Here is a 21,219-nt window from a genome sequence, read left to right on the forward strand (position 1 = left end):
CACCGTTTCATTGCGTCCGATCAAGTTTCCCGCGGCGCTTTTCGGAACGGCAGCCTTTGGCGCAGCACGGCGACACGCCTTGCGGCAAGGGCGCACCCTTGCCGGTGTCGATGGCGAACTGTCCGCCCTGGCACAGCGACAGCACGATCGGGCCTGACTCTCCGCTACGCGGCACGGGCGCATTGGCCAGCGCCGGGAGCATGGCGATCATCGCGAAAGCTTCGGCAAGATGGCTCACTTGCGATCCTCCAGAGGTTCGTCGTCATCGTCGGACAGAATGCGCGCCGCATCGCCTTCCGGATCGGAGAACTGGCCGTTCCTGAGCGCCCAGAAGAAGGCCGCCAGCCCCAACAGGCCCAGCAACAACGCTACAGGAATGAGGAACAAGAGTCCGGTCATTTCGCCGCCCTTGCGAGGCGCAGCGAGTTGGCGACCACCAACAGCGAACTGCCCGACATCGCCAGCGCGGCGATCAGCGGCGTTACCAGCCCGGCAATGGCAAGCGGCACGGCGATCACGTTGTAGACGATGGCCAAGGTGAAGTTCTGCCGCACCACGGCCATCGTCTTGCGCGCGGTGGCGAGAGCACGGGGCAGGGCGAGCAACGAATCCTGAACGAACACGAAGTCGGCCGCCTGAAGGCCGACGTCGCTGGCCGAACCGGGCGCCATCGAGGCATCGGCTGCGGCCAGGGCGGGCCCGTCGTTGAGGCCGTCGCCCACCATCAGCACTTTGTGCCCGGCATCGCGCAGGCGGGCGACCATCTCCTGCTTGCCGGCGGGCAGGGCGCCGCCAATGCCGGTGAGGCCGGTGCTGCGGGCCACTTCGCCCACGGCTTCGACCCGGTCACCCGACAGGATCGAAGCGGTGACGCCGCTCGCCGCAAGCCGGGCGAGCGCTTCGCTGGTCTCGGGGCGGAGCTGGTCGGAGAAGGGCAGGAGGCGCACCGGCGCATCGCCGATCACGAGCGCCACCGCGCTGGTGCCAGCGCTTTCGGGCCGCCGCAAGGCTACGTCGACCCCGCGACACTTGGCAAACACACCTTCACCCGCGCGCTCGGTAACCGTTTCGAGGGGGGCGGGGACAATCCCGCGCTGGCTTAATGCGCCCTGCAAGGCGCGCGACATCGGGTGACGGCTGTGCGAGGCGAGCGCGAGAGCCACCGAAGCATCGTCATCGCTCAGCGCATCGAGCGAGACGGCTTCGGGCACCGGGCGCCCCAGCGTGAGCGTGCCCGTCTTGTCGAGCAGCGCGCGGTCGATCCCGGCGAGCCGTTCAAGCGCGCTGCCGTCCTTGACCATGATCCCGGCGCGCATCAGCGCTCCCGAGGCGACCACCTGCGCCACCGGCACTGCGAGGCCGAGCGCACAGGGGCAGGTGATGATCAGCACGGCCACGCCAATCACCAGCGCCTGATAAACGCTCGCGCCTGCGATCAGCCAGCCGATCACGGTCAGCGCCGCCAGCGAGTGCACCGCCGGGGCATAGAGCCGTGCGGCGCGGTCGGCGATACGGACATAGCGGCTGCGGTTCTGCGTGCTCGCTTCCATCAGCCGCGCGATTTCGGCGAGCGTAGTGTCGTGCCCGACCTGCGACACGCGCACGTCCACCGGAGAGCCGAGGTTGAGGGTGCCCGCCAGCACCTTGTCGCCCTCGCCATGCGCGAAGGGCTCGCTTTCGCCGGTCAGCAGTGACTGGTCGAACTGGCTGTTCCCTTTGAGAATCGTGCCATCGGCGGCGAGGCGTTCGCCGCTCGCCACGCGCATGGTCATGCCGGGGGAAAGATCGCCCGCAGCGTGCCAATGCGTCGTTCCGTTGTCGGCCACCACCAGCGCGCCCTGCGCCGCCTGGCTGAGCAGGGCATCGACCCCGGCCCGCGCACGGTCGCGCATCATCGCATCGAGCACGCGCCCGGCGAGCAGGAAGGTCAGCAGCATCAGCGCGCCGTCGAACCAGGCGTGTTCGCCGTGGGTCGCGGTCTCGTAGAGGCTGAGGCCGGTGGCAATGAGCACGCCGAGGCTGATCGGCACGTCCATGTTGGTTTGCCACTTGCGCAGCGCCTTCCATGCCGAAGCGAAGAAGGGCCGCCCGGCAAAGGCAATGGCGGGCACCGCGATCAACGCCGAGAGCCAGTGAAACATCTCGCGCGTGGTGCCCTCGGCGCCAGACCAGACACTGACCGAGAGCAGCATCACGTTCATCGCCGCAAAGCCCGCCACCGCCAGCGGGGCCAGCAGCGGGCGCACGGCGGAGACGCGCTCGAACGCCTTGTCGGTGCGGTCCTGCGCCTCGAAGCCGATGTCTTCCAGCGCCTCGACCAGCGAGCGCACGGTCAGGCCTTGTTCGTGGCGGACCGTTACCATCCGCGCCGACAGGTTCACGCGCGCTGTCTCGACGCCGGGCAGGGCGCCCAGCTTTCGCTCGACCTTGCTCATGCAGCCAGCACAATGCATGCCCGGCACCGCGAGCACGGTGTCGCGCTCCTCTGGCGTGGGGGCTTGCTGGCGCAATGTGCTCACAAACGGTCCTCGCGTTTCCAGACCTTGTCGCCGTCGGCCAGTTCGAGCCGAACGATCCAGCGCGCGCTTTCGAGCGACTGATCGGAAAGGAAGCTGCCATCAGCCTGACGGGTGAAGGTAAGGCTGCTGTCAGGCTTGCGGCCGACCGGATGGCGCGCGTGGGCCACGATGCTGAGGTCTTCGCCGGGGCCTTCGGCCACCACGCGCAGCTTGCCGCCGCTGGCCTGCTCCAGCGTCACGTCCCAGCCGAGCTTTTCCTGTTCTGCCGCCGCATCGAGCCAATCGTTGAAGTTCTGGCTCGCGACATAGGAGTTTTCAACCTGAATGCCGCCGAAGGTGGAGAGGGCAAAACCGGCCATGGTGAAGTTCACTGCCATCACCGTGCCGAAGAAGGCCACGAGGATGCCGGTCATGTGCCAGCCGGTGAACTTGCGGGTCGCTCGTTGCGTCATCATTCGGCTCCTGGGGCGTTGAAGCTGGTTTCGGTACGGTCGCTTTCGCCCTGTTCGTCAAGCGAGGTAAGGGTGAAGGCGAAGTCGCCCGGCAGGGTGTCCGCCGGGGCGGAGACATAGGCACGCACGGTCAGCGTCTGGTCGGCGGGCACGGTGAAGGTCTGCGCCGGGGCGGCATTTTCTGCGGCGATGGTGTCGCTCCACATGACCGCGCCGGGCAGGTCGTCGATGGCGACGCGCATCTCGCGCGGGCGGCTTTCCATGTTGCGCAGCCGCAAGGTGTAGGCATTGCGGATCGAACCATCGCTCAGCAGCATGAAGGGCGGGTTGCGGTCGGGCGAGACGGAGAGGTCGGTGTGGCTGCGCGTGCCCAGCGCGAACAGCAGGGCAAACCCGATCGAAGCCCAGATGCCGAAGTAAATCAGCGTGCGCAGGCGCAGGATGGCCTGCATCGGCGAGCGGGCCGGTGCGCCTGCCCGCTCGGCCTCGCAGTCTTCGAGCGTTGCATAGTCGATCAGGCCGCGCGGACGACCCACATCCTTCATCACCTTGTCGCAAGCATCGATGCACAGCCCGCAAGTGATGCACGAGATATCCGCCCCCTTGCGGATGTCCCATCCGGTCGGACAGACGGCCACACAGAGGTTACAATCGATGCAATCGCCATAAACTTCCGGGTTCTTTTCGGCCTTCTTGAGGCTGCCGCGCTTTTCGCCGCGCCAGTCCTTGTAGGTGACCAGCAGGCTCTTCTCATCCATCAGCGCGGTCTGGATGCGCGGCCAGGGGCACATGTAGATGCACACCTGCTCGCGCATGAACCCGCCGAGCACGAAGGTAGTGAGCGTGAGTACGGCCACGGTGATATAGGCGGCAGGCGCTGCCTCGCCCGCCCAGAACTCGCGCACCAGCGTGGGCGCGTCGGCGAAGTACATGATCCATGCACCGCCGGTCCAGAACGCGATCACCAGATAGATCGCCCACTTGAGCACGCGGCGGGCGATCTTCTTGGCCCCCCACGGCGCCTTGTCGAGCCGCATGCGCGCGTTGCGGTCGCCGTCGATGAAGCGGTCGATATGCTGGAACAGGTCGGTCCAGACTGTCTGCGGGCACGAATAGCCACACCAGGCCCGGCCCACCGCGCTGGTAACAAGGAACAGCCCGATCCCCGCCATGATGAGGAGCCCGGCCACGAAGTAGAATTCGTGGGGCCAGATCTCGATGCCGAACATGTAGAAGCGGCGGTGGGCAAGGTCGATCAGCACTGCCTGATCGGGCGCATAGGGGCCGCGGTCCCAGCGGATCCACGGGGTGATGTAATAGATCCCGAGGGTGATGACCATGATAGCCCACTTGAACCGGCGGAAAGGTCCGTCGACCCGCTTGTTGTGGACCGTCTTGGTCTGCTCGTAGAGCTGCTTTGCCGGTTGCGGCGGGCGGCTCTGGACGGGGGCTGGGCTATTCATCGACCTTGCCTTTTTCCGGCCCTCTATTGGGCCGGGGTTTGTGCTTCCTGTTCAGGGGGGGCGGTTTCCGTTTCATCGGGAGCGGTGGGCGAGGGGGTGTCCTCGCCACCGCCCAGCGAGTGGACGTATGCCGCCAGCATCTTGATCGTCACCGGATCAAGCCGCTCGTCCCATGCGGGCATGGCGCCGAGCTTGGGGTTGGTGACCTGCGCGATGATATCCTCACGGGTGCCGCCGCGCAGCCAGATCGCGTCGTTCAGGCGCGGCGCGCCGAGCGTGCGGTTCCCTTCGCCGGTAGGGCCATGGCACAGCGCGCAGTTCTCGGAGAAAATCTGCGCTCCGGCTGCATTGCTCTCGGCCTTGCCGCTCAGCGACAGGACATGGTTCGTCAGATCATTGAGCTGTTCGCTGCTGAATGCCCCGGCAAAGGCGGGCATGGCGCCGACGCGGCTGCCGGGGTGGTCGGGCTGGCGGATGCCGTTGGTGATCGTGTATTCGATCGCCTTGAGGTCGCCGCCCCACAGCCAGTCGTCGTCGTTGAGGTTGGCATAGCCGAGCGTCTGGCTGCCTGCCGCGCCCGAACCGTGGCACTGCACGCAATTGACCTTGAACGCTGCCGAGCCGCCGGAGACGGCCTGCGACATCAGATCAGGATCGGCGGGCAGGCGCTCGATCGGCATCACCGCCAGCGCTTCACGCACCGACAGGCGGGCCTGATCGGCAGCCTCCATTTCCTCGGCCAGCTGCCCGCGGCTGGACCAGCCAAGCAGGCCTTCGCTGGCCTGCTTGAGGCCGGGGATCGCCGGGTAGGCGATAACAAAGCCGATCGCCCAGACGATGGTGGCATAGAAGGTATAGACCCACCAGCGCGGCATGGGCGTGTCGAGCTCTTCGATGCCGTCCCATTCGTGGCCGACGAATTCGGTGCCCGTGGGCTCGTCGATACGCTTATCAGCCATCGTGATCTTCCTTGAAAATGGAGTTGCGGGCGTCCTCTACATGTTTGCTGGCGCCGGGCCGGAACGGCCACAGGCATAAGACCAGGAACACGAGGAACATGAAGACGAGGAAGTAGCTGTCGGCAAAGTGGCGCAGCTGTTCGTAGAAGGTCATCGCCCCTTCTCCTCGGCCAGCTCTTCCTGTGCGGCGGCACTGTTCACATCGACCAGCGTGCCGAGCATCTGCAGATAGGCAACCAGCGCATCCATCTCGGTCAGCCGGTTCGGGTTGCCGTCGAAGTCGCGAATCTGCGCCTTGGGATAGCGCTCTGCGAGGTCGCCCGGATCGAGGTTCGGGTTGCCCTGCGCGAGGATATCCTGGCTCGCCTTGGCGATGTCGTCTTCCGAATAGGGCACGCCGACACGGGTGAGCGCCTTCAGCGTGGCCTCGGGATCGCCGATCGCGAGATCGGTCGTCGCGAGGAAGCCATATTGCGGCATCACGCTTTCGGGCACCACCGCCTGCGGGTTGGTAAGGTGCTGGACGTGCCATTCATCTGAATAGCGGCCGCCCACCCGGGCGAGATCCGGCCCGGTGCGCTTGGAGCCCCACTGGAACGGATGGTCGTACATCGATTCCGCCGCCAGGCTGTAGTGGCCATAGCGCTCCACCTCGTCGCGGAAGGGGCGGATCATCTGGCTGTGGCAGACATAGCATCCTTCACGGATGTAGATGTCGCGCCCGGCCTGTTCGAGCGGGGTGTAAGGACGCATCCCCTCCACTTCCTCGATCGTGTTATCGATCCAGAACAGCGGGGCGATCTCGACCAGGCCGCCGATGGCGACGGTGACGAGCACACCCACGCCCAAAAGGGTGATGTTGCGCTCGAGTTTCTTGTGACGCTCTGCGAGAGACATTGGGCTCGCTCCTATTCAGCCGGAACGGTGGAGGGGGAGTTGGCGATCGGACGATCAGCCTCGGGATCGTAGGCCGCGTCGGTCATCGGCTTCTCGTCGCGCAGCTTGCCCGCAATCGTCATCCAGACGTTGTAGGTCATGATGACTGCGCCCGAGATGTAGAGCAGGCCGCCGAAGGCACGGGCCACGTACATCGGGAACATCGCGTCCACCGTGTCGGCAAAGGCCCAGACGAGGTAGCCGTCGGCACCATATTCGCGCCACATCAGGCCCTGCATCACGCCGGCCACCCACATCGAGGCCGCGTAGAACACGATGCCGATGGTGGAGAGCCAGAAGTGCGTGTTGATGAGGCGCAGCGAATACATCCGCTCACGCTTCCACAGGCGCGGGACGAGGTAGTACATGCAGGCAAAGGTGATCATGCCGTTCCAGCCGAGCGCACCCGAGTGCACGTGGCCGATGGTCCAGTCGGTGTAGTGGCTGAGCGAGTTGACCGCCTTGATCGACAGCATCGGGCCTTCGAAGGTGCTCATGCCGTAGAAGGCCAGCGCCATCACCATCATGCGGATGATCGGATCGGTGCGGATCTTGTCCCAGGCGCCGTTCAGCGTCATCAGGCCGTTGATCATGCCGCCCCAGCTGGGCATCCACAGCATCACCGAGAACACCATGCCGAGCGTCTGCGCCCAGTCGGGCAGCGCGGTGTAGTGCAGGTGGTGCGGGCCGGCCCAGATGTAGAGGAAGATCAGCGACCAGAAGTGGATGATCGACAGGCGATAGCTGTAGACCGGGCGTTCGGCCTGCTTGGGCACGAAGTAGTACATCATCGCGAGGAAGCCCGCGGTGAGGAAGAAGCCCACGGCGTTGTGGCCGTACCACCACTGCGTCAGCGCATCCTGGACGCCGGCAAAGGCGCTGTAGCTCTTGGCGCCGAGCAGGCTGACCGGCATCGCCAGGTTGTTGACGATGTGCAGCATCGCAATGGTGATGATGAAGGCGAGGTAGAACCAGTTGGCAACGTAGATGTGTGGCTCGTTACGCTTCAGGATCGTGCCGATGAACACGGCGGCATAGGCGACCCACACGATGGTCAGCCACAGGTCGACGTACCATTCGGGTTCGGCATATTCGCGGCTCTGCGTGACACCCAGCAGATAGCCGGTGGCGGCAAGCACGATGAACAGCTGGTAGCCCCAGAACACGAAGCGCGCGACGCCGGGCAGCGCGAGTCGCGCACGGCAGGTGCGCTGGACGACATAGAAGCTCGTTGCGATCAGCGCATTGCCCCCGAACGCAAAGATCACTGCGCTGGTGTGCAGCGGGCGCAACCGTCCGAAGTTGAGGTAAGGCTCGAGATTGAGCACGGGGAAGGCGAGTTGCAGCGCGATGAACAGGCCTGCGGCGAACCCTGCCATGCCCCAGAACATCGTTGCGATGACACCCCAGCGCACCGGGTCATCGTCATAGTGTGACGAAAGCTCGGGCATCCTGAGCGCCTTGCGCGCCGCCCCGACGGGGTCGAAGCTCGTCGCTCCGCTGATGGCAATTGCCAACCCTGCGATGCCGACAATTACCGCGTGCGCGGCAAAACCCGCGTCCTTGGCAAAGGCGGCGACGACGAGGGCGAGGACGATCAGGCCGAAACCGGCTAGCGACCGGCCCAGTGCTGCTTCCGCGTGCATAGTCTTCTCCGTGTTGGAACTGTTAGCGCCGTAGGAGGGGGTCTACGGTGTTACTTTGATCGAACGCAAGAAACGAAAATTGATCAGGCGGCTGGTGCGAAAGCCCCTGCCTGAGCTGCGAGCCGGGCCGGATCGCTGAGGCGTACCTGCGTGCGCGAGGGGGTGGCGATGAGGCCGAGCTCGCGCAACTTGGAGAATTGCCGACTCACTGTTTCAACGGTGAGACCGAGGCTATCGGCGATTTCCTTGCGTGTCATTTCAAGCGTCAATGTGCGGCCGTCCCCCTGCGCCACCTGCTCGATTTCGCGCATGGAGAGAAGGAAGCTGGCGACTCGCTCGGTTGCGCTGCGGCGCCCCATGGCGACGAGGTTGGCGCGGGTGCGCTGGAGCGCGGCCAGCGAACACCGCGCGAGAATTGCGTTCAGCACCGGCGCGCGCTGTTCCAGCGCGCGCAGTGCCTCAGCCTCGAACACCAGCAGGCTGGCCGCGCGTATCGCCACCAGCCGAAAGGTGTGCAGCCCTTTGCGCGGCAGGGTGAGGCAATCGCCGCCGAACTGGAAGGCAATGATCTGATCATTTCCGCCAGCATCGAGCGCGACCAGCTTGGTCGGTCCGCTGACGATGAAGACGAGGTGGTCGCGCGCGACATCGAGTGTGGTCATGTGGCGTCGCGGCAGGCTGTGGAGGCTGGCGAGGGTGCGCAGTTGATGCATCAGCGCCGCAGGGGCACCGGCGGGCAGGTATTGCTCGGAAAACCGCTCGAAAGCCTCGTTGAAAGTCACCGTAGCGCGCTCAAACCTCTGATTATTTGGGGGTATGCGAGCTTGGAATTGGGCGGTTTTTGCTCTTTGCGCGTTGATCCAGCGCAAATTTGACCGTGGGCAAGGATGGGGCACCGGTTGCCGGGCATCTGGCCCCTCGTACCGCGGTTCGTTCCCGATCACACAGGGTGATCGCCGCGGCGCAGCAACGGAAAGAAAGACCGATGAAAAAAACTGCCTATCTCGGCGCGGCTGCGATCGCCGCATTCGCCGCAGCTCTCGCTACTCCGGCTGCCGCTCAGGACGCTGGCACGATCGAGGTCAAGGTTCTCGGCACGGCGGTTCTGCCCAATGGCGAGATCGATTCGATCGAAGGGGGCACGCTGGCAACGACCGTCGACGGGCTCGGCGTGCAGACCGAGGCGAACGACAATTTCGTGCCCACCGTGGCTGTCGAGTATTTCTTCTCGCCCAACATCTCGGTGGAGACGATCTGCTGCGTCACCGCGCACCACGTCGACGCCACTGCGCCCGCCGCGCTTGCCGGGGGTAACCTCGTCGACAAGATCCACATCATCCCGGCCACCTTCACCCTCAAGTATCACCTCGGCGCGGCCGGCGGCATTCGCCCCTATGTCGGTGCTGGCCCGACCTACTTCCTGTTCATCAAGGACGAAGTGGGCGCCGGAGCCATCTCGGCGCTGGGCGCGACCGACGCAAACCTCGACGATACGTTCGGCCTGGCTTTGCAGGCAGGCATCGACGTTCCGCTAACCGAGAGCTTCCTGCTGTCGCTCGACGCCAAGCGCTACTTCGTTAAGCCGAATGCGCACTTTTACGATGCCTCGGGCACCGAATTGCTGCAGACCCAGCACAAGCTCGATCCCTGGGTGCTCAGTGCCGGTGTGGGCTTCCGTTTCTAACGGAATGCAATTGCGGGTTGGGAGGCCGGACAGGCTTTTCTAACCCGCAATTGCCTCAAGCGCGCCGTGGTCGCGGATTGTCACCTCTCGCCGGGTCGGCAGGTCGATGATCCCGTCACGGCGCAACTGGGTCATCTGGCGGCTTACCGTTTCGATGGTGAGGCCGAGGATGTCCCCGATCTGCTGCCGCGTGAAGGGCAGTTCAAAATGCCCCGCCGAGTTCTTGCCGTCGCTATGCTCGCAAGCAGTATTTGCAAGACGTTCCGCCATTTCGAGCAGGAAAGTGGCAACCTTTTCTTCCGCCGTCTTGCGCGAAAGCAGCAGCATCCACTTGCGGGTGCGGTCCAGCTCTTCAAGAGTGCGGGTCAGCAACTTGTGTTCAAGCGCCGGATGTTCGGCGGCGAAGCGATCGAAATCGGCGCGCCCGAAAACGCAGACGTGTGCCGAGGTTAGCGCGGTGATCGAATGGCTGGTGGTGGCACCGAAGGGCCGCCCGATGAAGTCCGCAGGATAGACAACGCCGACGATCTGTTCGCGACCGTCTTCCGTGCCGGTGGTCAGTTTGAGCATGCCCTCGATGACATTGGCTACCAGTACCGACTGGTCGCCTTCCCAGACCAGCGATTCGCCCGGCTCGAGATGGCGACGCCGGCCAATCGAGTTGAGCGCCTCGATTTCGTTCGAATCGAGCGCCGCACAAATGGCGCTGTTTCGTACCAGGCATGTATCACAGTAGCTCATGGTCTGCCGGTATCACCGAATGTAGTCTTCCTCAATCGCTCATGATCTTTGTTGGTTCGCGCCACGGCCATAGATGCGCAGCGCCGGATAATCGGGATTGTCGAGCATGCAGGATTTGAGAAATGCCTCCACCAGGTCCGCCGAGGGATTGCCGAGGCCTGACCTGCGATAGAATTCCAGATCCCAGTCGATCAACGGAAGCAGCAGGATGACATTCTCTCGCGTGGCGGGAGGCATGATCGCATCGGTCAGCGATGCCACTGCCACGCCGCGTTCGAGCATAGCGGCCATCACGTCGTAATATTGCGTGTGGCCCACGATCCGGCTGGGGCGCACGCCGTGTTCGGCCAGCGTCACGAGCACCTCGCGCTCGTACTTGCCGCCGGCTGGCGGCAGCAGAAATGGCAGGGCGCTGATGCGAGCCGGATCGAGGGGCAGCGCCTCGTTTTCGACCAGCTTCCTATGGCCGAAGATGCCGCCGCGAACGCGCGCCACCTTTTCAAGGTGGGGCTCTTGCGGCAGGTCGCAACGGCGGTTGATCAGCGCGAAGTCGTAGTGTCCGTTCTGGATAGTTCCGGCCACACCCGGGGAGGGTGGCTGGGTGTCGAATTCAAGGTCGATCATCGGATGCTCGGCGAGGAATCCGTCGAGCTTGGGGCGCACATAATTGTCGAAATTGCCTTGGCCGACGAGCAGACGATACCGCACCGGCTCGGCCTCGGGCGTGCCGCTGCGGCGATGGGTGGCAAGGGCTAGCGCAGCAGCGTCGAAGGCTTTCAGGTCGTCGTGGAAAGCCTGCCCATCGGCGGTGAGAATCGGGCGCTGGCCGGGTTTGCGATCGAGCAACCGGCGGCCGAGTTGCTCCTCCAGCGTCTTGATCTGGTTGCTCACCGATGCCTGCGAAATACCCAGCCCATCTGCCGTCGCACGGAAGCTGCCGCTCGCGGCGAGATGTGCGAAAACTTCGAGCTGGCGCAGCGTGAAAGGCAGGGCAGGCATTATCAAATTGTGCCCTGGACATAACCTGAAGGCAATATCCCATGATCACTTTGCGATGCGTTGCCCGACCGCTGCGCTGCGCCTTACGTCCTCAAAAAAATACAATGGGAGAGAGTACATGGGATATTTGCGCAAGCAGTCGCCGGTGCATCGCAGCACCTTGTGGGCCACCGGCGTGAGCGCGCTCGCTTTGCTGATGCCGCAGGGCGGGGCCTTGGCACAGGACGGCGAAAGCGGCGAGGCGCCGGACGACCGCATCGTGGTGACCGGCTCGCGCATTGCCAGCGACGGGATGCAGGCCCCGGTGCCCGTCACCGTGGTGCAGGCCGATGCGATCGAGGCCTTGTCGCCCGGTCCGCTGGTGACTGGTGTGACGCAGCTTCCCCAGTTTGCGGGCAGCGAAACGCCCAATTCGGGCAACTTCTTCACCCGCTCGGGCTATGGCGCGCTGAACCTGCGCGGGCTGGGCGTGAACCGCACGCTGACGCTGCTCGACGGGCGTCGGATGCCCGCGGCCAGCGCTTTTGGCGGGGTCGACATCAATCTGTTCCCTGAGTCCATGATCCAGTCGGTCGAGACCGTTACCGGCGGCGCTTCGGCGGCCTATGGCTCGGACGCGGTGGCAGGCGTGGTCAACTTCATCCTCGATACCGACTTCACCGGCATCAAGATGGAAATAACGGGCGGCATGACCGACCGCAGCGACGGCGAGAACTATCAGCTGTCGGGCGCCTACGGCACCGACTTTTCGGGCGGACGCGGCCACTTTCAGGTCAGCGGCGAGTATTTCAATCAGGAGGGCGTGTTCAGCTACGAAGGGCGCGACTGGTATCAGGGCTATGGCACATTCGGAGCCGGATCGGAGGCGGCGCCCTATCGCTTCGTGCCGGGGACGGTTTCGGCCAACGCCAGCTTCGACGGGCGCATCTTCGCGCCTGGCACCGCGATCAACGGTCTGGCCTTTGACCGGAATGGCAATGTCGCCCCCTTCGAGCCGGGCACCGTTAGCCAGGCGGGCTATGGCATTCCCCCTGCGCGCACTGCGGGCAATCCGGCGCTCGACGATCTCGCCGGCGAAGTGATCAGCCTCTATCCCGATCTCGAACGCTATTCGGTCTTCGCCTATGGCGATTACGAGCTGACCGACAGAATCAAGGTGTTTGCCCAGTACATCCACGGGCGAACCGAGGTGCAGCAATACAACACCCCGCGCGGCAGCTTCGGCGGCACGCCCACCGCGCTGACGATCTTTCAGGATAACGCCTTCCTGCCCGACGACCTGCGCCAGACGATGATCGATAACGATATCCAGAGCTTCACTCTGCGCCGGATGGGCAGCCTCGAGGATATCGGCAATTCCTCGCTGAACGATCGCATCACACAGCATATCGCCACCATTGGCCTCGACATGGAGCTTGCAACCGGTGGCCTGTTCGACGGCTGGGATGTCGGCACCTTCTACCAGTATGGCCATTCCGAGCGGCGCTGGAAGCAGCGAGGCTTGCGGGTGGACCGGATCTTCGCGGCAGTCGATGCGGTGGATGACGGGAGCGGCAATATCGTGTGTCGCACCTCGCTGTTCGGCGATGCCTTTCCCGGTTGCGAGCCGATCAACCTGTTCGGGCGCGGCAATGCCAGCGCTGCGGCGGTCGACTATGTCACCAGCTTCGAGCCGGGCCAGCAGATCACCACCGATCTGTTCTTCGCCGACGACGGTTTCGCCAGCGGCCGGACCTACAGCTACACCACCGACGATGCGAAGGTGAACACGACCACCTTCGAGCAGCACTATGCCGAGATTTCGGCCTCGGGCGACATTGTGGACCTGTGGGCCGGGCCGCTCGCGGGGGCCTTCGGCGGCTCGTTCCGCGAGGAATCGGTGCTGCAACTGGTGCAGGATGTGACCAATCCCTCGTCCAACCACGAAACCGGCCATCCTGTGCTCTGCAATGGAGAGGCTCCGGGCCTGCGCGGGGTCAGCGCGCCGGACTGCGGCAATACCGTGGGCGTGCAATATTCGAAGGTCTCCAACATCAAGGGCTCGTCGCGGGTGTGGGAGGCCTTTGGCGAACTGCTGATGCCGTTGGTGGATAGCGATGGGTTCACCGCCAATGCCAATGTCGCGGGCCGCTGGGCCAACTATTCGGGGTCGGGCAGCGTCTGGGCCTACAAGGGCGGCATCGAACTGGGCTTCTTCGACACCCTGCGCCTGCGCGGCACCTATTCGCGCGACGTGCGTGCAGGCAACCTGTCGGAGCGTTTCGACAAGACCGGCGGCACGGCCACCATCACCGATCCGCGCGCCGGTTTCACCCAGAACTGCGATCAGGCCGGGGCTGACGTACCCGCAACCGACGGGCCGGAGATTTGCACCGTAACGCGGTTCTCGGGCGGCAATCCGGCCGTGCGTCCCGAAGAGGCCGACACCTTCACCGTGGGCGCCGTGTTCACGCCGGACTTCGTGCCCGGCCTAGCACTTTCGGTCGATTACTACGATGTTTCGATTTCGGGCGCGATCGGGCAGGTCGGCAACCAGCAGGTGGTCGACAACTGCTTCGTGAACAACGTGCAGCAGTTCTGCGACCTCATCACGCTGGACCCGACTGACAACACGATCGCACTGGTGGGCGATGTATTCGTGAACGTGGCCGAGGCCGCAGTGCGCGGGCTCGATTTCGAGGGCAACTACCGGGCGCCGTTGACCCTGTTCGGGGGGGACGAGGATATCGGCGTGCGCCTGTTCAGTTCCTGGCTGCTCGAACGGTCGGAAACGGACGCCAACGGCAACTATATCGACCGCGCCGGGCAGACCGGCGCGCGGCAGGGGGATCAGGTCTACTTCCCCTATGCCGATTTCCGCGCCACCGCTTCGCTCACCTACCGCAACGGCGGGCTCTCGGCGCTGTTTCAGGCGCGCCATATCGGCAGCGGCATTCAGGACGTGACGCAGACCGAGGGCGTCACCATCGAGAACAACCGGGTGAGCCCGGTGACCTATCTCGACCTCAGGCTGGGTTACGAGTTCGCTCTCGGCGGCGCCGAGATGGAGGTGTTCGGAAACATTACCAACCTCGGCGATGCCGGGCCGCCGATCACGCCCTCGTTCAGTGCCTTCACCGGCTATGCCACGCAGCATAACGCCGCCGTCTACGATCTGCTCGGCCGGCGCTATACGGTGGGCGTGAAGTTGCGGATGTAAACAGCTGCCTGCAAAGTCAGGCATATACAGGCCGGGCTCCGCGCATCCTACCCCGGGCGCGGGGTCCGGCCACACGACAGGACGGCAAGAAGAGGTACAATTCGATGACTGGCAGCAAGACAATCGGAAACTTCACAAGGCGACAGGCGCTCGCCGGGGCCGCGGGCACCGGAATGCTGGCGGCGGCCTCTCCTGCGCTTGGCCTTGGCACCGGGCGCAAGCCCAACTTCCTGTTCATCATGGCCGACGATTTCGGCTGGGCCGATGCCTCGTGCTACGGACGGCGTGAATACGAGACTACGGCGATAGACAGCCTTGCCGCGCAAGGCATGCAGTTCATGCACGGCTATGCCAATTCGGCGGTTTGCTCATCGACCCGCGTCGGCCTGATTACCGGGCGGTATCAGTATCGCCTGCCGGTGGGGCTGGAAGAACCGCTGTCGAACCCCGAACTCGGCCTCGAACCGAGCGAGCCGACCTTGCCGTCGCTGCTCAGGCAGCAGGGCTATCACACTGCGCTGGTGGGCAAGTGGCACATGGGGCTGTTGCCGAAATATGGCCCGCTGCAAAGCGGTTACGACGAGTTCTGGGGCAACCGGGGCGGCGGGGTCGACTATTTCACGCACAAGGTCGCAGGGCAGGAAGACCTATGGGATGGCGATGTTCGCATCGAGGAGCACGGCTATTACACCGACCTACTGGCCGACCGCTCGATCGAGTACCTCGAAGCGCGCGCGCAGGACGATAAGCCGTGGCTGCTAAGCCTCCACTTCACCGCGCCGCACTGGCCGTGGGAAGGCGACAACGCCGCCGGCCGAGCTGAAAGCGCTCGGCTCGACGCCAAGGGCCCCGATGGCGGCGACAACCTCAACATCATGCACTACGATGGCGGCACCATGGAGACCTATGCCGACATGGTCACCAGCATGGATGCCAACATCGGCCGCATCATGGCGCGGCTTTATGAGCTGGGCATGGATGACAACACGGTGGTGGTCTTTACCAGCGACAACGGCGGCGAGCGCTTCAGCGACACCTGGCCGTTCTCGGGCATGAAGACAGAGCTGCTCGAAGGCGGCATCCGCGTGCCGTTCATCGTGCGCTGGCCGGGCCTTGCTGCCCCCGGCTCGACCTCGGACGTGCCGGTGATGTCGATGGACGTGCTGCCGACCTTCCTCGCCGCTGCGGGCGGGGCGCCTGCGCCCAACCGTCCGTTCGACGGCATGGACCTGACCCCTGCGCTCATGGGGGCGGTGCCGCCTGATCGTCCGCTTTATTGGCGCTATTGGAGCAAGGACCAGAAGGCCGTTCGGCTCGGCGACTACAAGTATCTGAAGATCGGCCCCAACGAGTTCTTGTTCGACGTGATCGAAGATCCGCGCGAGCGCGGCAATCTCAAGCACCGTCTGCCCGATGTCTTCGCCGAGTTGAAGGCCATGCACGCGGCCTGGAACGAAGACATGCTGTTCGATCCCAAGGCCCGCAGCTACGGGATGGACGCCGAGCACGTACCCGACCGCTACAACTGGAACGACTGACTGTTCTGTCTATGAAAACGCAAAAGGCCCGGTAGACGCTTGGTCTGCCGGGCCTTTTTGTGATGCAGGCGCACTGCGCGCCGTTCGTTAGGCGTCGAGCCCAACCGGAATGCGCGTGCCTTCCTTGAGATAGACGCGGTTGTCATCGATCTTGTCCACCGCGTCGAGCGGAAGATAGTGATGCATGTTGTCTTCGCTGTCAGTCCGCGTCATCTTGATGCGCTCGTCCTCGACCTCGTCGACCGTGCCGATGTGCTGGCCCTTGGCGTCAGCAACTTCCATATGTTCCTTGATGCGCAGCTTCTCAAACATGAATAATCCTTTCGATTTCATTCAGTTATATAAAATTAACGGGGCGGGACGGAAGTCGTTCCTCGGCTGGTCGCGCGTGGGGCACGGCTGCGCGAAGGCAATTGCGCAAGGATGGAGAGACGGGCTTTGATCGGCAGCGAGCCCCGTCCGGCGAAACGGCTGAACTGGAAGCTGATAGCGGTGTTGACCGTGGCTCATGTGCTGGCGCTGATCGGTCTTGCCCAGCTGTTCGCGCCCAACTTCACGGCCGCAGTGGTGCAGCGGGCCACCTCGCTGGTGACCGTGACCGTCTCGACCTACGAGGAGCCCGAACCTACGCCCCCGCCTGAGGTCGCTACGCCGGAACCAGACGCAGGGGCTGCAGGCGAAGAGGGCGAGAGGGCAACGCCGCGCGAAGTCGTGGCGCCGAGCGCGCCGCTGCCGCGACCCGATCCCGCGCCTCGCGCCGCCTCGACCGGAAATGCCGACAGCTCGGGAGCGCGCGATCAGGGCGCCGGAACTGGTGCGGGTGGTGAAGGCGAAGGCACCGGCGCAGGCGGATCGGGACGCGGGCAGGGTGGCGGCGTCGTCACCGGCCCAAGCTATAAGTCAGGCGCGATCAACTCGGCGCGCGACTTTCCCGTCCCCGAAGGTGGCCGCAATGTGCGCGATGGCACTTCGGTGACCGTCGCCTTCACCGTTGGGGTCGATGGCCGGGCCAGTAACTGCTCGGTTGTCGCGCCTGGCCCCGATCCTGCTACCAACGCGCTGGTCTGTTCGCTGGTGATTGAGCGGATACGCTTCAATCCGGCTACCGATGCGAATGGCAATCCTGTGCCTGCCCGCTATGGCTGGCGACAGGACTTCTTTCGCCGTTAGTCGATTGCTGTAAAGGCGGGGCCTGTTGCGAGTGCATAACGAATGGAGCTGAGCCTGATTTACCCCGTTATCCTGTGCGGAGGCAGCGGCACCCGCCTGTGGCCGCGCAGCCGAAAGCCGCTACCCAAGCCGTTTGTGCCCCTGGTCGGCGAACAGACGCTGTTCGAGGCTACCCTTCGCCGCACGATCGATCCGGCGGTTTTTGCCAGTCCAACCGTGGTGACAGGCGAAGCGCACCTTGCCCATGTGCGCGCGCAGCTCGCCCCGATTTGCACCGGCATGACGATTGTCGAGCCTGCGGCGAAGAACACGGCCCCGGCCATTGCGCTCGCAGCGCAGTCGATGCCGCGCCCTGACGCAGTAATGCTCGTTTGCCCGAGCGATCATTACATTGCCGATGTTGCCGCCTTCCACCGTGCTGTGAAAGATGCCGCCGCGCTGGCCGAGCAAGGACATATGGTCGCCTTCGGCATCGCCGCCACCGCTCCCGAAACCGGCTTCGGCTATATTCGTAAGGGCGCTGCGCTCGAAAGAGGCTACAAGGTCGAGCGGTTCGTCGAGAAGCCTGACCTGGAAACGGCCATCTCGTTCCTCGCCGATGGCAACTACAGCTGGAACGGCGGCATTTTCGCCTTCCGTGCCGACGCCTTCCTGGCCGAGCTGGCGGCCCATCGTCCGGAGATGGCCGAGGCCGTGCGCGCTGCAGTAGAGGCGGGTGAGACGCGCGGCGATGAGTTCTATCCGGCGGCCGAGCCGTTCGCCGCGATCGAGGGCGACTCGATCGACTATGCCGTGATGGAGAACACCCTGCGCGCCGCTATGGTGCCCGTCTCGATGGGCTGGTCCGACATCGGCAACTGGCAGGCCCTGCGCGACGCCCGCGCGGGCGATGACCAAGGCAACTGCGTGCGCGGTCAGGCCGAGCTGGTCGATTGCAAACGGGTGCTGGTTGACACCGACGGGCCGCGTGTCAGCGCCATCGGACTGGAGGACGTAGCCATTGTCGTTGACGGCGACGAGGTGCTCGTTACCACCATGGCTGGAGCGCAAAAGGTCGGCAAACTTAGCGGGGCTGCCAACCAGTAAGGCGCCCGGATCGGAAAGGGTCAACGATGCCTACGGTGGAGAGCGATGCGATGATCGTCCAGACGATCCAGCTGGCGCTGGCGCCGGTGTTCGTGCTGGTCGCCATCGGCAATATCATGAACATTCTGTCGACCCGGCTGGGGCGGGTGGTCGATCGCGCACGCGTCCTGCAAGGCCTGTTTACCGAGACCGAGGGTGAGGCGCACGATCTGGTGGTCCGCGAGATTCGCATGAGCAACAACCGCATCCTCATCATCGGCCGGGCCATGCGCTTGCTGGTATCTTCGGCGCTTTCGATTGGCCTGACGGTCGCGCTGCTGTTCATCGAGGGCTTCGCCCATGCCGGGCTGAACGCGGCGGCCGCGATAACATTCATGCTCGCGATTGGATTGCTGATGCTGGCGCTGCTGCTGTTCCTGCGCGAAACCCGCGAGGCGACCGAGGCGCTGCGGATCCCCGAAAGCTACCTCGAACTGCACCGCAATCTCTGAACGCTCAGCCCTTCGGCGGTTCGAGCAGGCTCGGCCCCTGATTGCGGATCGCCATTTCCACCATCGGCTCAACAAAGGCGAGCGCGCCGGACAGCTCGACCGTGAACACCACTTCGGCATCCTCGATATCGACATGGCCGCTGATCGCCTGACCCATCGCGTCGATGGCGAGCGCCATGCGGTCTTCGCTTGGCCAGCTGGTGTTGACCTCGACCATGGCGAGCGGAATGTTGTCGCCGATCCGGTGTGAATTCTCGCGCAGGCGGCGGCGCACTTGCTCGCGCGTGAGGTTGTGGGGCAAAGCCAGCCGCATCAGCCCTTGCTCTCCTGCTTGTCGAAGGCGGGCAGTGCCACGCCTGCGCCCTCATCGCCGAGCGGCACACCGTTGTCCGTGTCCATCGCGGTGCCATACTTATATTCGAGATAGCGGCCCCGGATGGCGAGATCGTCAAGCGAGCCCTGCGCGAGCTGGCGATTGATCGAATCGAGTTCTCCGCCGATCACCTTCAGGCCCTCCTCAAGCTGGCGCGCGGGCGTGGTGCCGTTGCTTTGTTCGTCGCGCAGCCGCTGCGGAATGCGGCGGAAACCGGCGATCATCTCGGGCAGGTCTTCGCCCACCAGCTTGCGAATCTGCGCGGCGGTGGGGTGATTCTGATCCACCTCGACCAGCTGCACCTGCAATTCGTCAAGCTGGACGCCGATATCGTTGACGAGGCTGACGGCTGGCGCGGGCAGAGCGTCGCGCTGGTGTTCGAGCCATAACTCGGTGCGGCCGACCAGTTGCTTCACATCGGGCGTGTTGAGATCGGCGCGCCTGGGCGTCTTCAGGCGCGGATAGCGCGCCAGCACGAAGGCCGCCACCACCATGGCCAGCACCGTGAGCATCACCCCGTAAAAGCCGATCCCGTTGAGGATCGCCCCGGCAATGCCCGCCGCCACCAGTATCGCGACGATGGTGACAAACAGGCGCACGACCTTCTTCACCAGATGCTGTTTCTTCAGCCGCGCCGAGGCCATCCCCACCGAATCTCCCCGTCGCCGCCCGCCCGCACGCTGGTGCGCAAGCGCGTCGCCGGCGGCGCGGACGATGTGGTCGGACTGGTGCGTGAGGTCGGTCATCTTGCGTGGTGGCTCAGCTTTCGAGGCTAAGGATGCCGCTGTCCTGCACCTGCTGGGCGGCTTGGGCCTGCCCCTCTGCACGGGCGATATAGCCCTTCGACTTCTCGACCTCGCTCGACAGCGTATCGACCGTCTGCTTCATTGAATCGAGCGCGCGCAGCTTGAAGCTGTCGACCTCGTCCATCGTATCATAGATGTTCTGGAACGCGCGTTGCAGCGTTTCCATCGGGATCGTGCTCGACGCGGCCTGTTCGTGAATGCGGCCGGTGTTGTCGCGCAGCATCTGCCCGGTCGAATCGATGATGCCCGCCGTAGTGGTGTTCAATGCGGTAATCTGGTCGAGCACCAGCTTCTGGTTCGTCATTGCCTGGCTGACGGTAACGGCGGTGCGCAGCGCGCCCACCGTAGTCGTGCTCGCCCGGTCGACGCCCTTCACCAGCTCGACATTGTTCTTCTTCACCAGATCGAGCGCGAGATAGCCCTGCACGCTCACGGCCATCTGCGTGAGCAGGTCCTGCGTGCGCTGGCGGACATAGAACAGCGCTGTCTCGCGGATCGCCTTGGCCTTGGCCGGATCGACGCTGTCCTGATTGGCGGCCTCTTCTTCCAGCCGGGTGTCGAGCGACTTGGCGATGTGGATCATCTGTTCGAGGTTGCCCATCGCCTCCCACAGCTTCTGCCGTTCGACGTCGATGGCGGCATTGTCCATCAGCAGCTCATCCTTGCCGCTGGAAAGGCGGGCAAGGATCGACTGGATGTGGCTCTGGGCCGAGGTGTAGCTGTCGAAATAGTTCTTCAGCTTGTTGCCGAAGGGAATGATGCCGAGGAACTTGCGCCCGGTCATCTTGCCGCGGCGGCCCGGATCGAGATCCTCCACCGTGCGGCGCAGCTCGGTGAGGTCGGCGCCGACGCCCGTATCCTGATCCATCGCGCGCACGGGCCGGTCGAGGAAGCGGTTCGACATCTGGCTCGCAGCCGCGATTTCCTTGCGGCCCATGCTGGTGATCTGATCGACCTTCTTGCCGAAATCGGGCGAATTGGCGTCGAGCGCGATCAGCTCGCTCACGAAGCCTTCGACCTTTTCCTGCAGCGCGGTCTTCTTCTCTTCGTCCACCGGCACCAGCCCGGCGGCGCTGGTGGGCGTTACACTGGGCACGGGGTCAGGCGGAGTAAGCTCCAGCTTGCTCGCGGTCATCGTTTCATCGCTCGTGGCCATC

Annotated in this window: 22 protein-coding genes; 6 read left to right on the plus strand and 16 right to left on the minus strand. The window is 64.3% G+C overall.

Annotation, left to right across the window (positions count from 1 at the left end):
• Positions 1 to 7 precede the first annotated feature (7 nt).
• The 10 genes from ABDJ38_RS11140 to ABDJ38_RS11185 form a co-directional block, all read right to left on the minus strand.
• Positions 8 to 238 (minus strand): hypothetical protein, encoded by a 231-nt coding sequence (locus ABDJ38_RS11140; protein WP_346785166.1) that lies wholly within the window; start codon positions 236 to 238, stop codon positions 8 to 10.
• Entirely contained in the window at positions 235 to 399 is a 165-nt protein-coding gene (ccoS, locus tag ABDJ38_RS11145; RefSeq protein ID WP_346785167.1) for a cbb3-type cytochrome oxidase assembly protein CcoS, read from the minus strand. Before ccoS ends, ABDJ38_RS11140 begins: the two co-directional genes overlap by 4 nt.
• Entirely contained in the window at positions 396 to 2,519 is a 2,124-nt protein-coding gene (locus ABDJ38_RS11150) for a heavy metal translocating P-type ATPase (protein WP_346785168.1), read from the minus strand. Before ABDJ38_RS11150 ends, ccoS begins: the two co-directional genes overlap by 4 nt.
• A complete protein-coding gene (locus ABDJ38_RS11155) occupies positions 2,516 to 2,974 on the minus strand; it encodes a FixH family protein (protein WP_346785169.1) in 459 nt (152 codons plus the stop codon). The genes ABDJ38_RS11150 and ABDJ38_RS11155 overlap by 4 nt, the downstream gene beginning before the upstream one ends.
• Positions 2,971 to 4,434: a cytochrome c oxidase accessory protein CcoG gene (gene ccoG, locus ABDJ38_RS11160; RefSeq protein WP_346785170.1), complete on the minus strand. Its 1,464-nt coding sequence runs from the start codon at positions 4,432 to 4,434 to the stop codon at positions 2,971 to 2,973. Before ccoG ends, ABDJ38_RS11155 begins: the two co-directional genes overlap by 4 nt.
• Positions 4,435 to 4,457: 23 nt before the next feature.
• The gene (ccoP, locus tag ABDJ38_RS11165) at positions 4,458 to 5,393 is read right to left on the minus strand and encodes a cytochrome-c oxidase, cbb3-type subunit III (RefSeq protein WP_346785171.1); all 936 of its coding nucleotides are present in this window, start codon (positions 5,391 to 5,393) and stop codon (positions 4,458 to 4,460) included.
• Positions 5,386 to 5,547, minus strand: coding sequence for a cbb3-type cytochrome c oxidase subunit 3 (locus ABDJ38_RS11170; RefSeq protein ID WP_346785172.1), 162 nt, complete (start codon positions 5,545 to 5,547; stop codon positions 5,386 to 5,388). Before ABDJ38_RS11170 ends, ccoP begins: the two co-directional genes overlap by 8 nt.
• Positions 5,544 to 6,290, minus strand: a complete 747-nt coding sequence (gene ccoO, locus ABDJ38_RS11175) for a cytochrome-c oxidase, cbb3-type subunit II (RefSeq protein ID WP_346785173.1) — start codon at positions 6,288 to 6,290, stop codon at positions 5,544 to 5,546. The genes ABDJ38_RS11170 and ccoO overlap by 4 nt, the downstream gene beginning before the upstream one ends.
• Positions 6,291 to 6,301: 11 nt before the next feature.
• Complete coding sequence (ccoN, locus tag ABDJ38_RS11180) at positions 6,302 to 7,975, minus strand: cytochrome-c oxidase, cbb3-type subunit I (RefSeq protein WP_346785174.1); 1,674 nt, start codon at positions 7,973 to 7,975, stop codon at positions 6,302 to 6,304.
• A gap of 83 nt (positions 7,976 to 8,058) precedes the next feature.
• Positions 8,059 to 8,757, minus strand: a complete 699-nt coding sequence (locus ABDJ38_RS11185) for a Crp/Fnr family transcriptional regulator (RefSeq protein WP_346785175.1) — start codon at positions 8,755 to 8,757, stop codon at positions 8,059 to 8,061.
• A gap of 203 nt (positions 8,758 to 8,960) precedes the next feature.
• Here ABDJ38_RS11185 and ABDJ38_RS11190 point away from each other — a divergent pair, with 203 nt between their 5' ends.
• Entirely contained in the window at positions 8,961 to 9,659 is a 699-nt protein-coding gene (locus tag ABDJ38_RS11190; protein ID WP_346785176.1) for an OmpW/AlkL family protein, read from the plus strand.
• Positions 9,660 to 9,698: 39 nt separating this feature from the next.
• On the opposite strand, the gene ABDJ38_RS11195 is transcribed toward ABDJ38_RS11190, so the two are convergent.
• Both ABDJ38_RS11195 and ABDJ38_RS11200 read right to left on the minus strand, forming a co-directional pair.
• Positions 9,699 to 10,400, minus strand: a complete 702-nt coding sequence (locus ABDJ38_RS11195; RefSeq protein ID WP_346785177.1) for a Crp/Fnr family transcriptional regulator — start codon at positions 10,398 to 10,400, stop codon at positions 9,699 to 9,701.
• A gap of 39 nt (positions 10,401 to 10,439) precedes the next feature.
• Entirely contained in the window at positions 10,440 to 11,399 is a 960-nt protein-coding gene (locus ABDJ38_RS11200) for a LysR family transcriptional regulator (protein ID WP_346785178.1), read from the minus strand.
• A gap of 118 nt (positions 11,400 to 11,517) precedes the next feature.
• Between ABDJ38_RS11200 and ABDJ38_RS11205 the strand changes: the two genes are divergently transcribed.
• A complete protein-coding gene (locus ABDJ38_RS11205) occupies positions 11,518 to 14,598 on the plus strand; it encodes a TonB-dependent receptor domain-containing protein (RefSeq protein WP_346785179.1) in 3,081 nt (1,026 codons plus the stop codon).
• Positions 14,599 to 14,702: 104 nt separating this feature from the next.
• The gene (locus ABDJ38_RS11210) at positions 14,703 to 16,136 is read left to right on the plus strand and encodes a sulfatase-like hydrolase/transferase (protein ID WP_346785180.1); all 1,434 of its coding nucleotides are present in this window, start codon (positions 14,703 to 14,705) and stop codon (positions 16,134 to 16,136) included.
• Positions 16,137 to 16,223: 87 nt separating this feature from the next.
• Here the strand turns inward: ABDJ38_RS11210 and ABDJ38_RS11215 are convergent, their stop codons facing one another.
• Positions 16,224 to 16,448 carry a DUF2171 domain-containing protein gene (locus tag ABDJ38_RS11215; protein ID WP_346785181.1) on the minus strand — a complete coding sequence of 75 codons (225 nt, stop codon included), beginning with the start codon at positions 16,446 to 16,448 and terminating at the stop codon, positions 16,224 to 16,226.
• A gap of 126 nt (positions 16,449 to 16,574) precedes the next feature.
• On the opposite strand from ABDJ38_RS11215, the gene ABDJ38_RS11220 reads away from it, so the two are divergent.
• Genes ABDJ38_RS11220 through ABDJ38_RS11230 form a run of 3 tightly spaced genes read left to right on the plus strand, consistent with a single transcriptional unit; the run spans position 16,575 to position 18,883 of the window.
• Positions 16,575 to 17,306, plus strand: coding sequence for an energy transducer TonB (locus ABDJ38_RS11220; protein ID WP_346785182.1), 732 nt, complete (start codon positions 16,575 to 16,577; stop codon positions 17,304 to 17,306).
• Positions 17,307 to 17,354: 48 nt separating this feature from the next.
• Positions 17,355 to 18,392: a mannose-1-phosphate guanylyltransferase gene (locus ABDJ38_RS11225; protein ID WP_346785332.1), complete on the plus strand. Its 1,038-nt coding sequence runs from the start codon at positions 17,355 to 17,357 to the stop codon at positions 18,390 to 18,392.
• A 26-nt stretch (positions 18,393 to 18,418) separates the two neighbouring features.
• Positions 18,419 to 18,883 (plus strand): DUF2721 domain-containing protein, encoded by a 465-nt coding sequence (locus tag ABDJ38_RS11230; RefSeq protein ID WP_346785183.1) that lies wholly within the window; start codon positions 18,419 to 18,421, stop codon positions 18,881 to 18,883.
• A 4-nt stretch (positions 18,884 to 18,887) separates the two neighbouring features.
• Here the strand turns inward: ABDJ38_RS11230 and ABDJ38_RS11235 are convergent, their stop codons facing one another.
• From ABDJ38_RS11235 to ABDJ38_RS11245, 3 genes are read right to left on the minus strand one after another with little or no spacing between them, the layout of a single operon-like run.
• Positions 18,888 to 19,196 (minus strand): polyhydroxyalkanoic acid system family protein, encoded by a 309-nt coding sequence (locus tag ABDJ38_RS11235; RefSeq protein WP_346785184.1) that lies wholly within the window; start codon positions 19,194 to 19,196, stop codon positions 18,888 to 18,890.
• Positions 19,196 to 20,002 (minus strand): hypothetical protein, encoded by an 807-nt coding sequence (locus tag ABDJ38_RS11240; protein WP_346785185.1) that lies wholly within the window; start codon positions 20,000 to 20,002, stop codon positions 19,196 to 19,198. Before ABDJ38_RS11240 ends, ABDJ38_RS11235 begins: the two co-directional genes overlap by 1 nt.
• A 13-nt stretch (positions 20,003 to 20,015) precedes the next feature.
• Positions 20,016 to 21,218, minus strand: coding sequence for a toxic anion resistance protein (locus ABDJ38_RS11245; RefSeq protein WP_346785186.1), 1,203 nt, complete (start codon positions 21,216 to 21,218; stop codon positions 20,016 to 20,018).
• Between the last annotated feature and the right edge of the window lies 1 nt (position 21,219).

The organism is Aurantiacibacter flavus (assembly GCF_039710615.1).
In the GTDB taxonomy this organism is placed as follows: Bacteria; Pseudomonadota; Alphaproteobacteria; order Sphingomonadales; family Sphingomonadaceae; genus Alteraurantiacibacter; species Alteraurantiacibacter flavus.

Excerpts from the sequence above, each read along its gene's own strand:
- ABDJ38_RS11235 (WP_346785184.1), bottom strand. The coding sequence starts at position 19,196 with ATGCGGCTGGCTTTGCCCCACAACCTCACGCGCGAGCAAGTGCGCCGC.
- ABDJ38_RS11190 (WP_346785176.1), top strand. The coding sequence starts at position 8,961 with ATGAAAAAAACTGCCTATCTCGGCGCGGCTGCGATCGCCGCATTCGCC.
- ABDJ38_RS11170 (WP_346785172.1), bottom strand. The coding sequence starts at position 5,547 with ATGACCTTCTACGAACAGCTGCGCCACTTTGCCGACAGCTACTTCCTC.
- ABDJ38_RS11205 (WP_346785179.1), top strand. The coding sequence starts at position 11,518 with ATGGGATATTTGCGCAAGCAGTCGCCGGTGCATCGCAGCACCTTGTGG.
- ccoO (WP_346785173.1), bottom strand. The coding sequence starts at position 6,290 with ATGTCTCTCGCAGAGCGTCACAAGAAACTCGAGCGCAACATCACCCTT.
- ABDJ38_RS11245 (WP_346785186.1), bottom strand. The coding sequence starts at position 21,218 with ATGGCCACGAGCGATGAAACGATGACCGCGAGCAAGCTGGAGCTTACT.
- ccoP (WP_346785171.1), bottom strand. The coding sequence starts at position 5,393 with ATGGCTGATAAGCGTATCGACGAGCCCACGGGCACCGAATTCGTCGGC.
- ABDJ38_RS11240 (WP_346785185.1), bottom strand. The coding sequence starts at position 20,002 with ATGACCGACCTCACGCACCAGTCCGACCACATCGTCCGCGCCGCCGGC.
- ccoN (WP_346785174.1), bottom strand. The coding sequence starts at position 7,975 with ATGCACGCGGAAGCAGCACTGGGCCGGTCGCTAGCCGGTTTCGGCCTG.
- ABDJ38_RS11230 (WP_346785183.1), top strand. The coding sequence starts at position 18,419 with ATGCCTACGGTGGAGAGCGATGCGATGATCGTCCAGACGATCCAGCTG.
- ccoS (WP_346785167.1), bottom strand. The coding sequence starts at position 399 with ATGACCGGACTCTTGTTCCTCATTCCTGTAGCGTTGTTGCTGGGCCTG.
- ABDJ38_RS11210 (WP_346785180.1), top strand. The coding sequence starts at position 14,703 with ATGACTGGCAGCAAGACAATCGGAAACTTCACAAGGCGACAGGCGCTC.
- ABDJ38_RS11200 (WP_346785178.1), bottom strand. The coding sequence starts at position 11,399 with ATGCCTGCCCTGCCTTTCACGCTGCGCCAGCTCGAAGTTTTCGCACAT.
- ABDJ38_RS11215 (WP_346785181.1), bottom strand. The coding sequence starts at position 16,448 with ATGTTTGAGAAGCTGCGCATCAAGGAACATATGGAAGTTGCTGACGCC.
- ccoG (WP_346785170.1), bottom strand. The coding sequence starts at position 4,434 with ATGAATAGCCCAGCCCCCGTCCAGAGCCGCCCGCCGCAACCGGCAAAG.
- ABDJ38_RS11155 (WP_346785169.1), bottom strand. The coding sequence starts at position 2,974 with ATGATGACGCAACGAGCGACCCGCAAGTTCACCGGCTGGCACATGACC.
- ABDJ38_RS11195 (WP_346785177.1), bottom strand. The coding sequence starts at position 10,400 with ATGAGCTACTGTGATACATGCCTGGTACGAAACAGCGCCATTTGTGCG.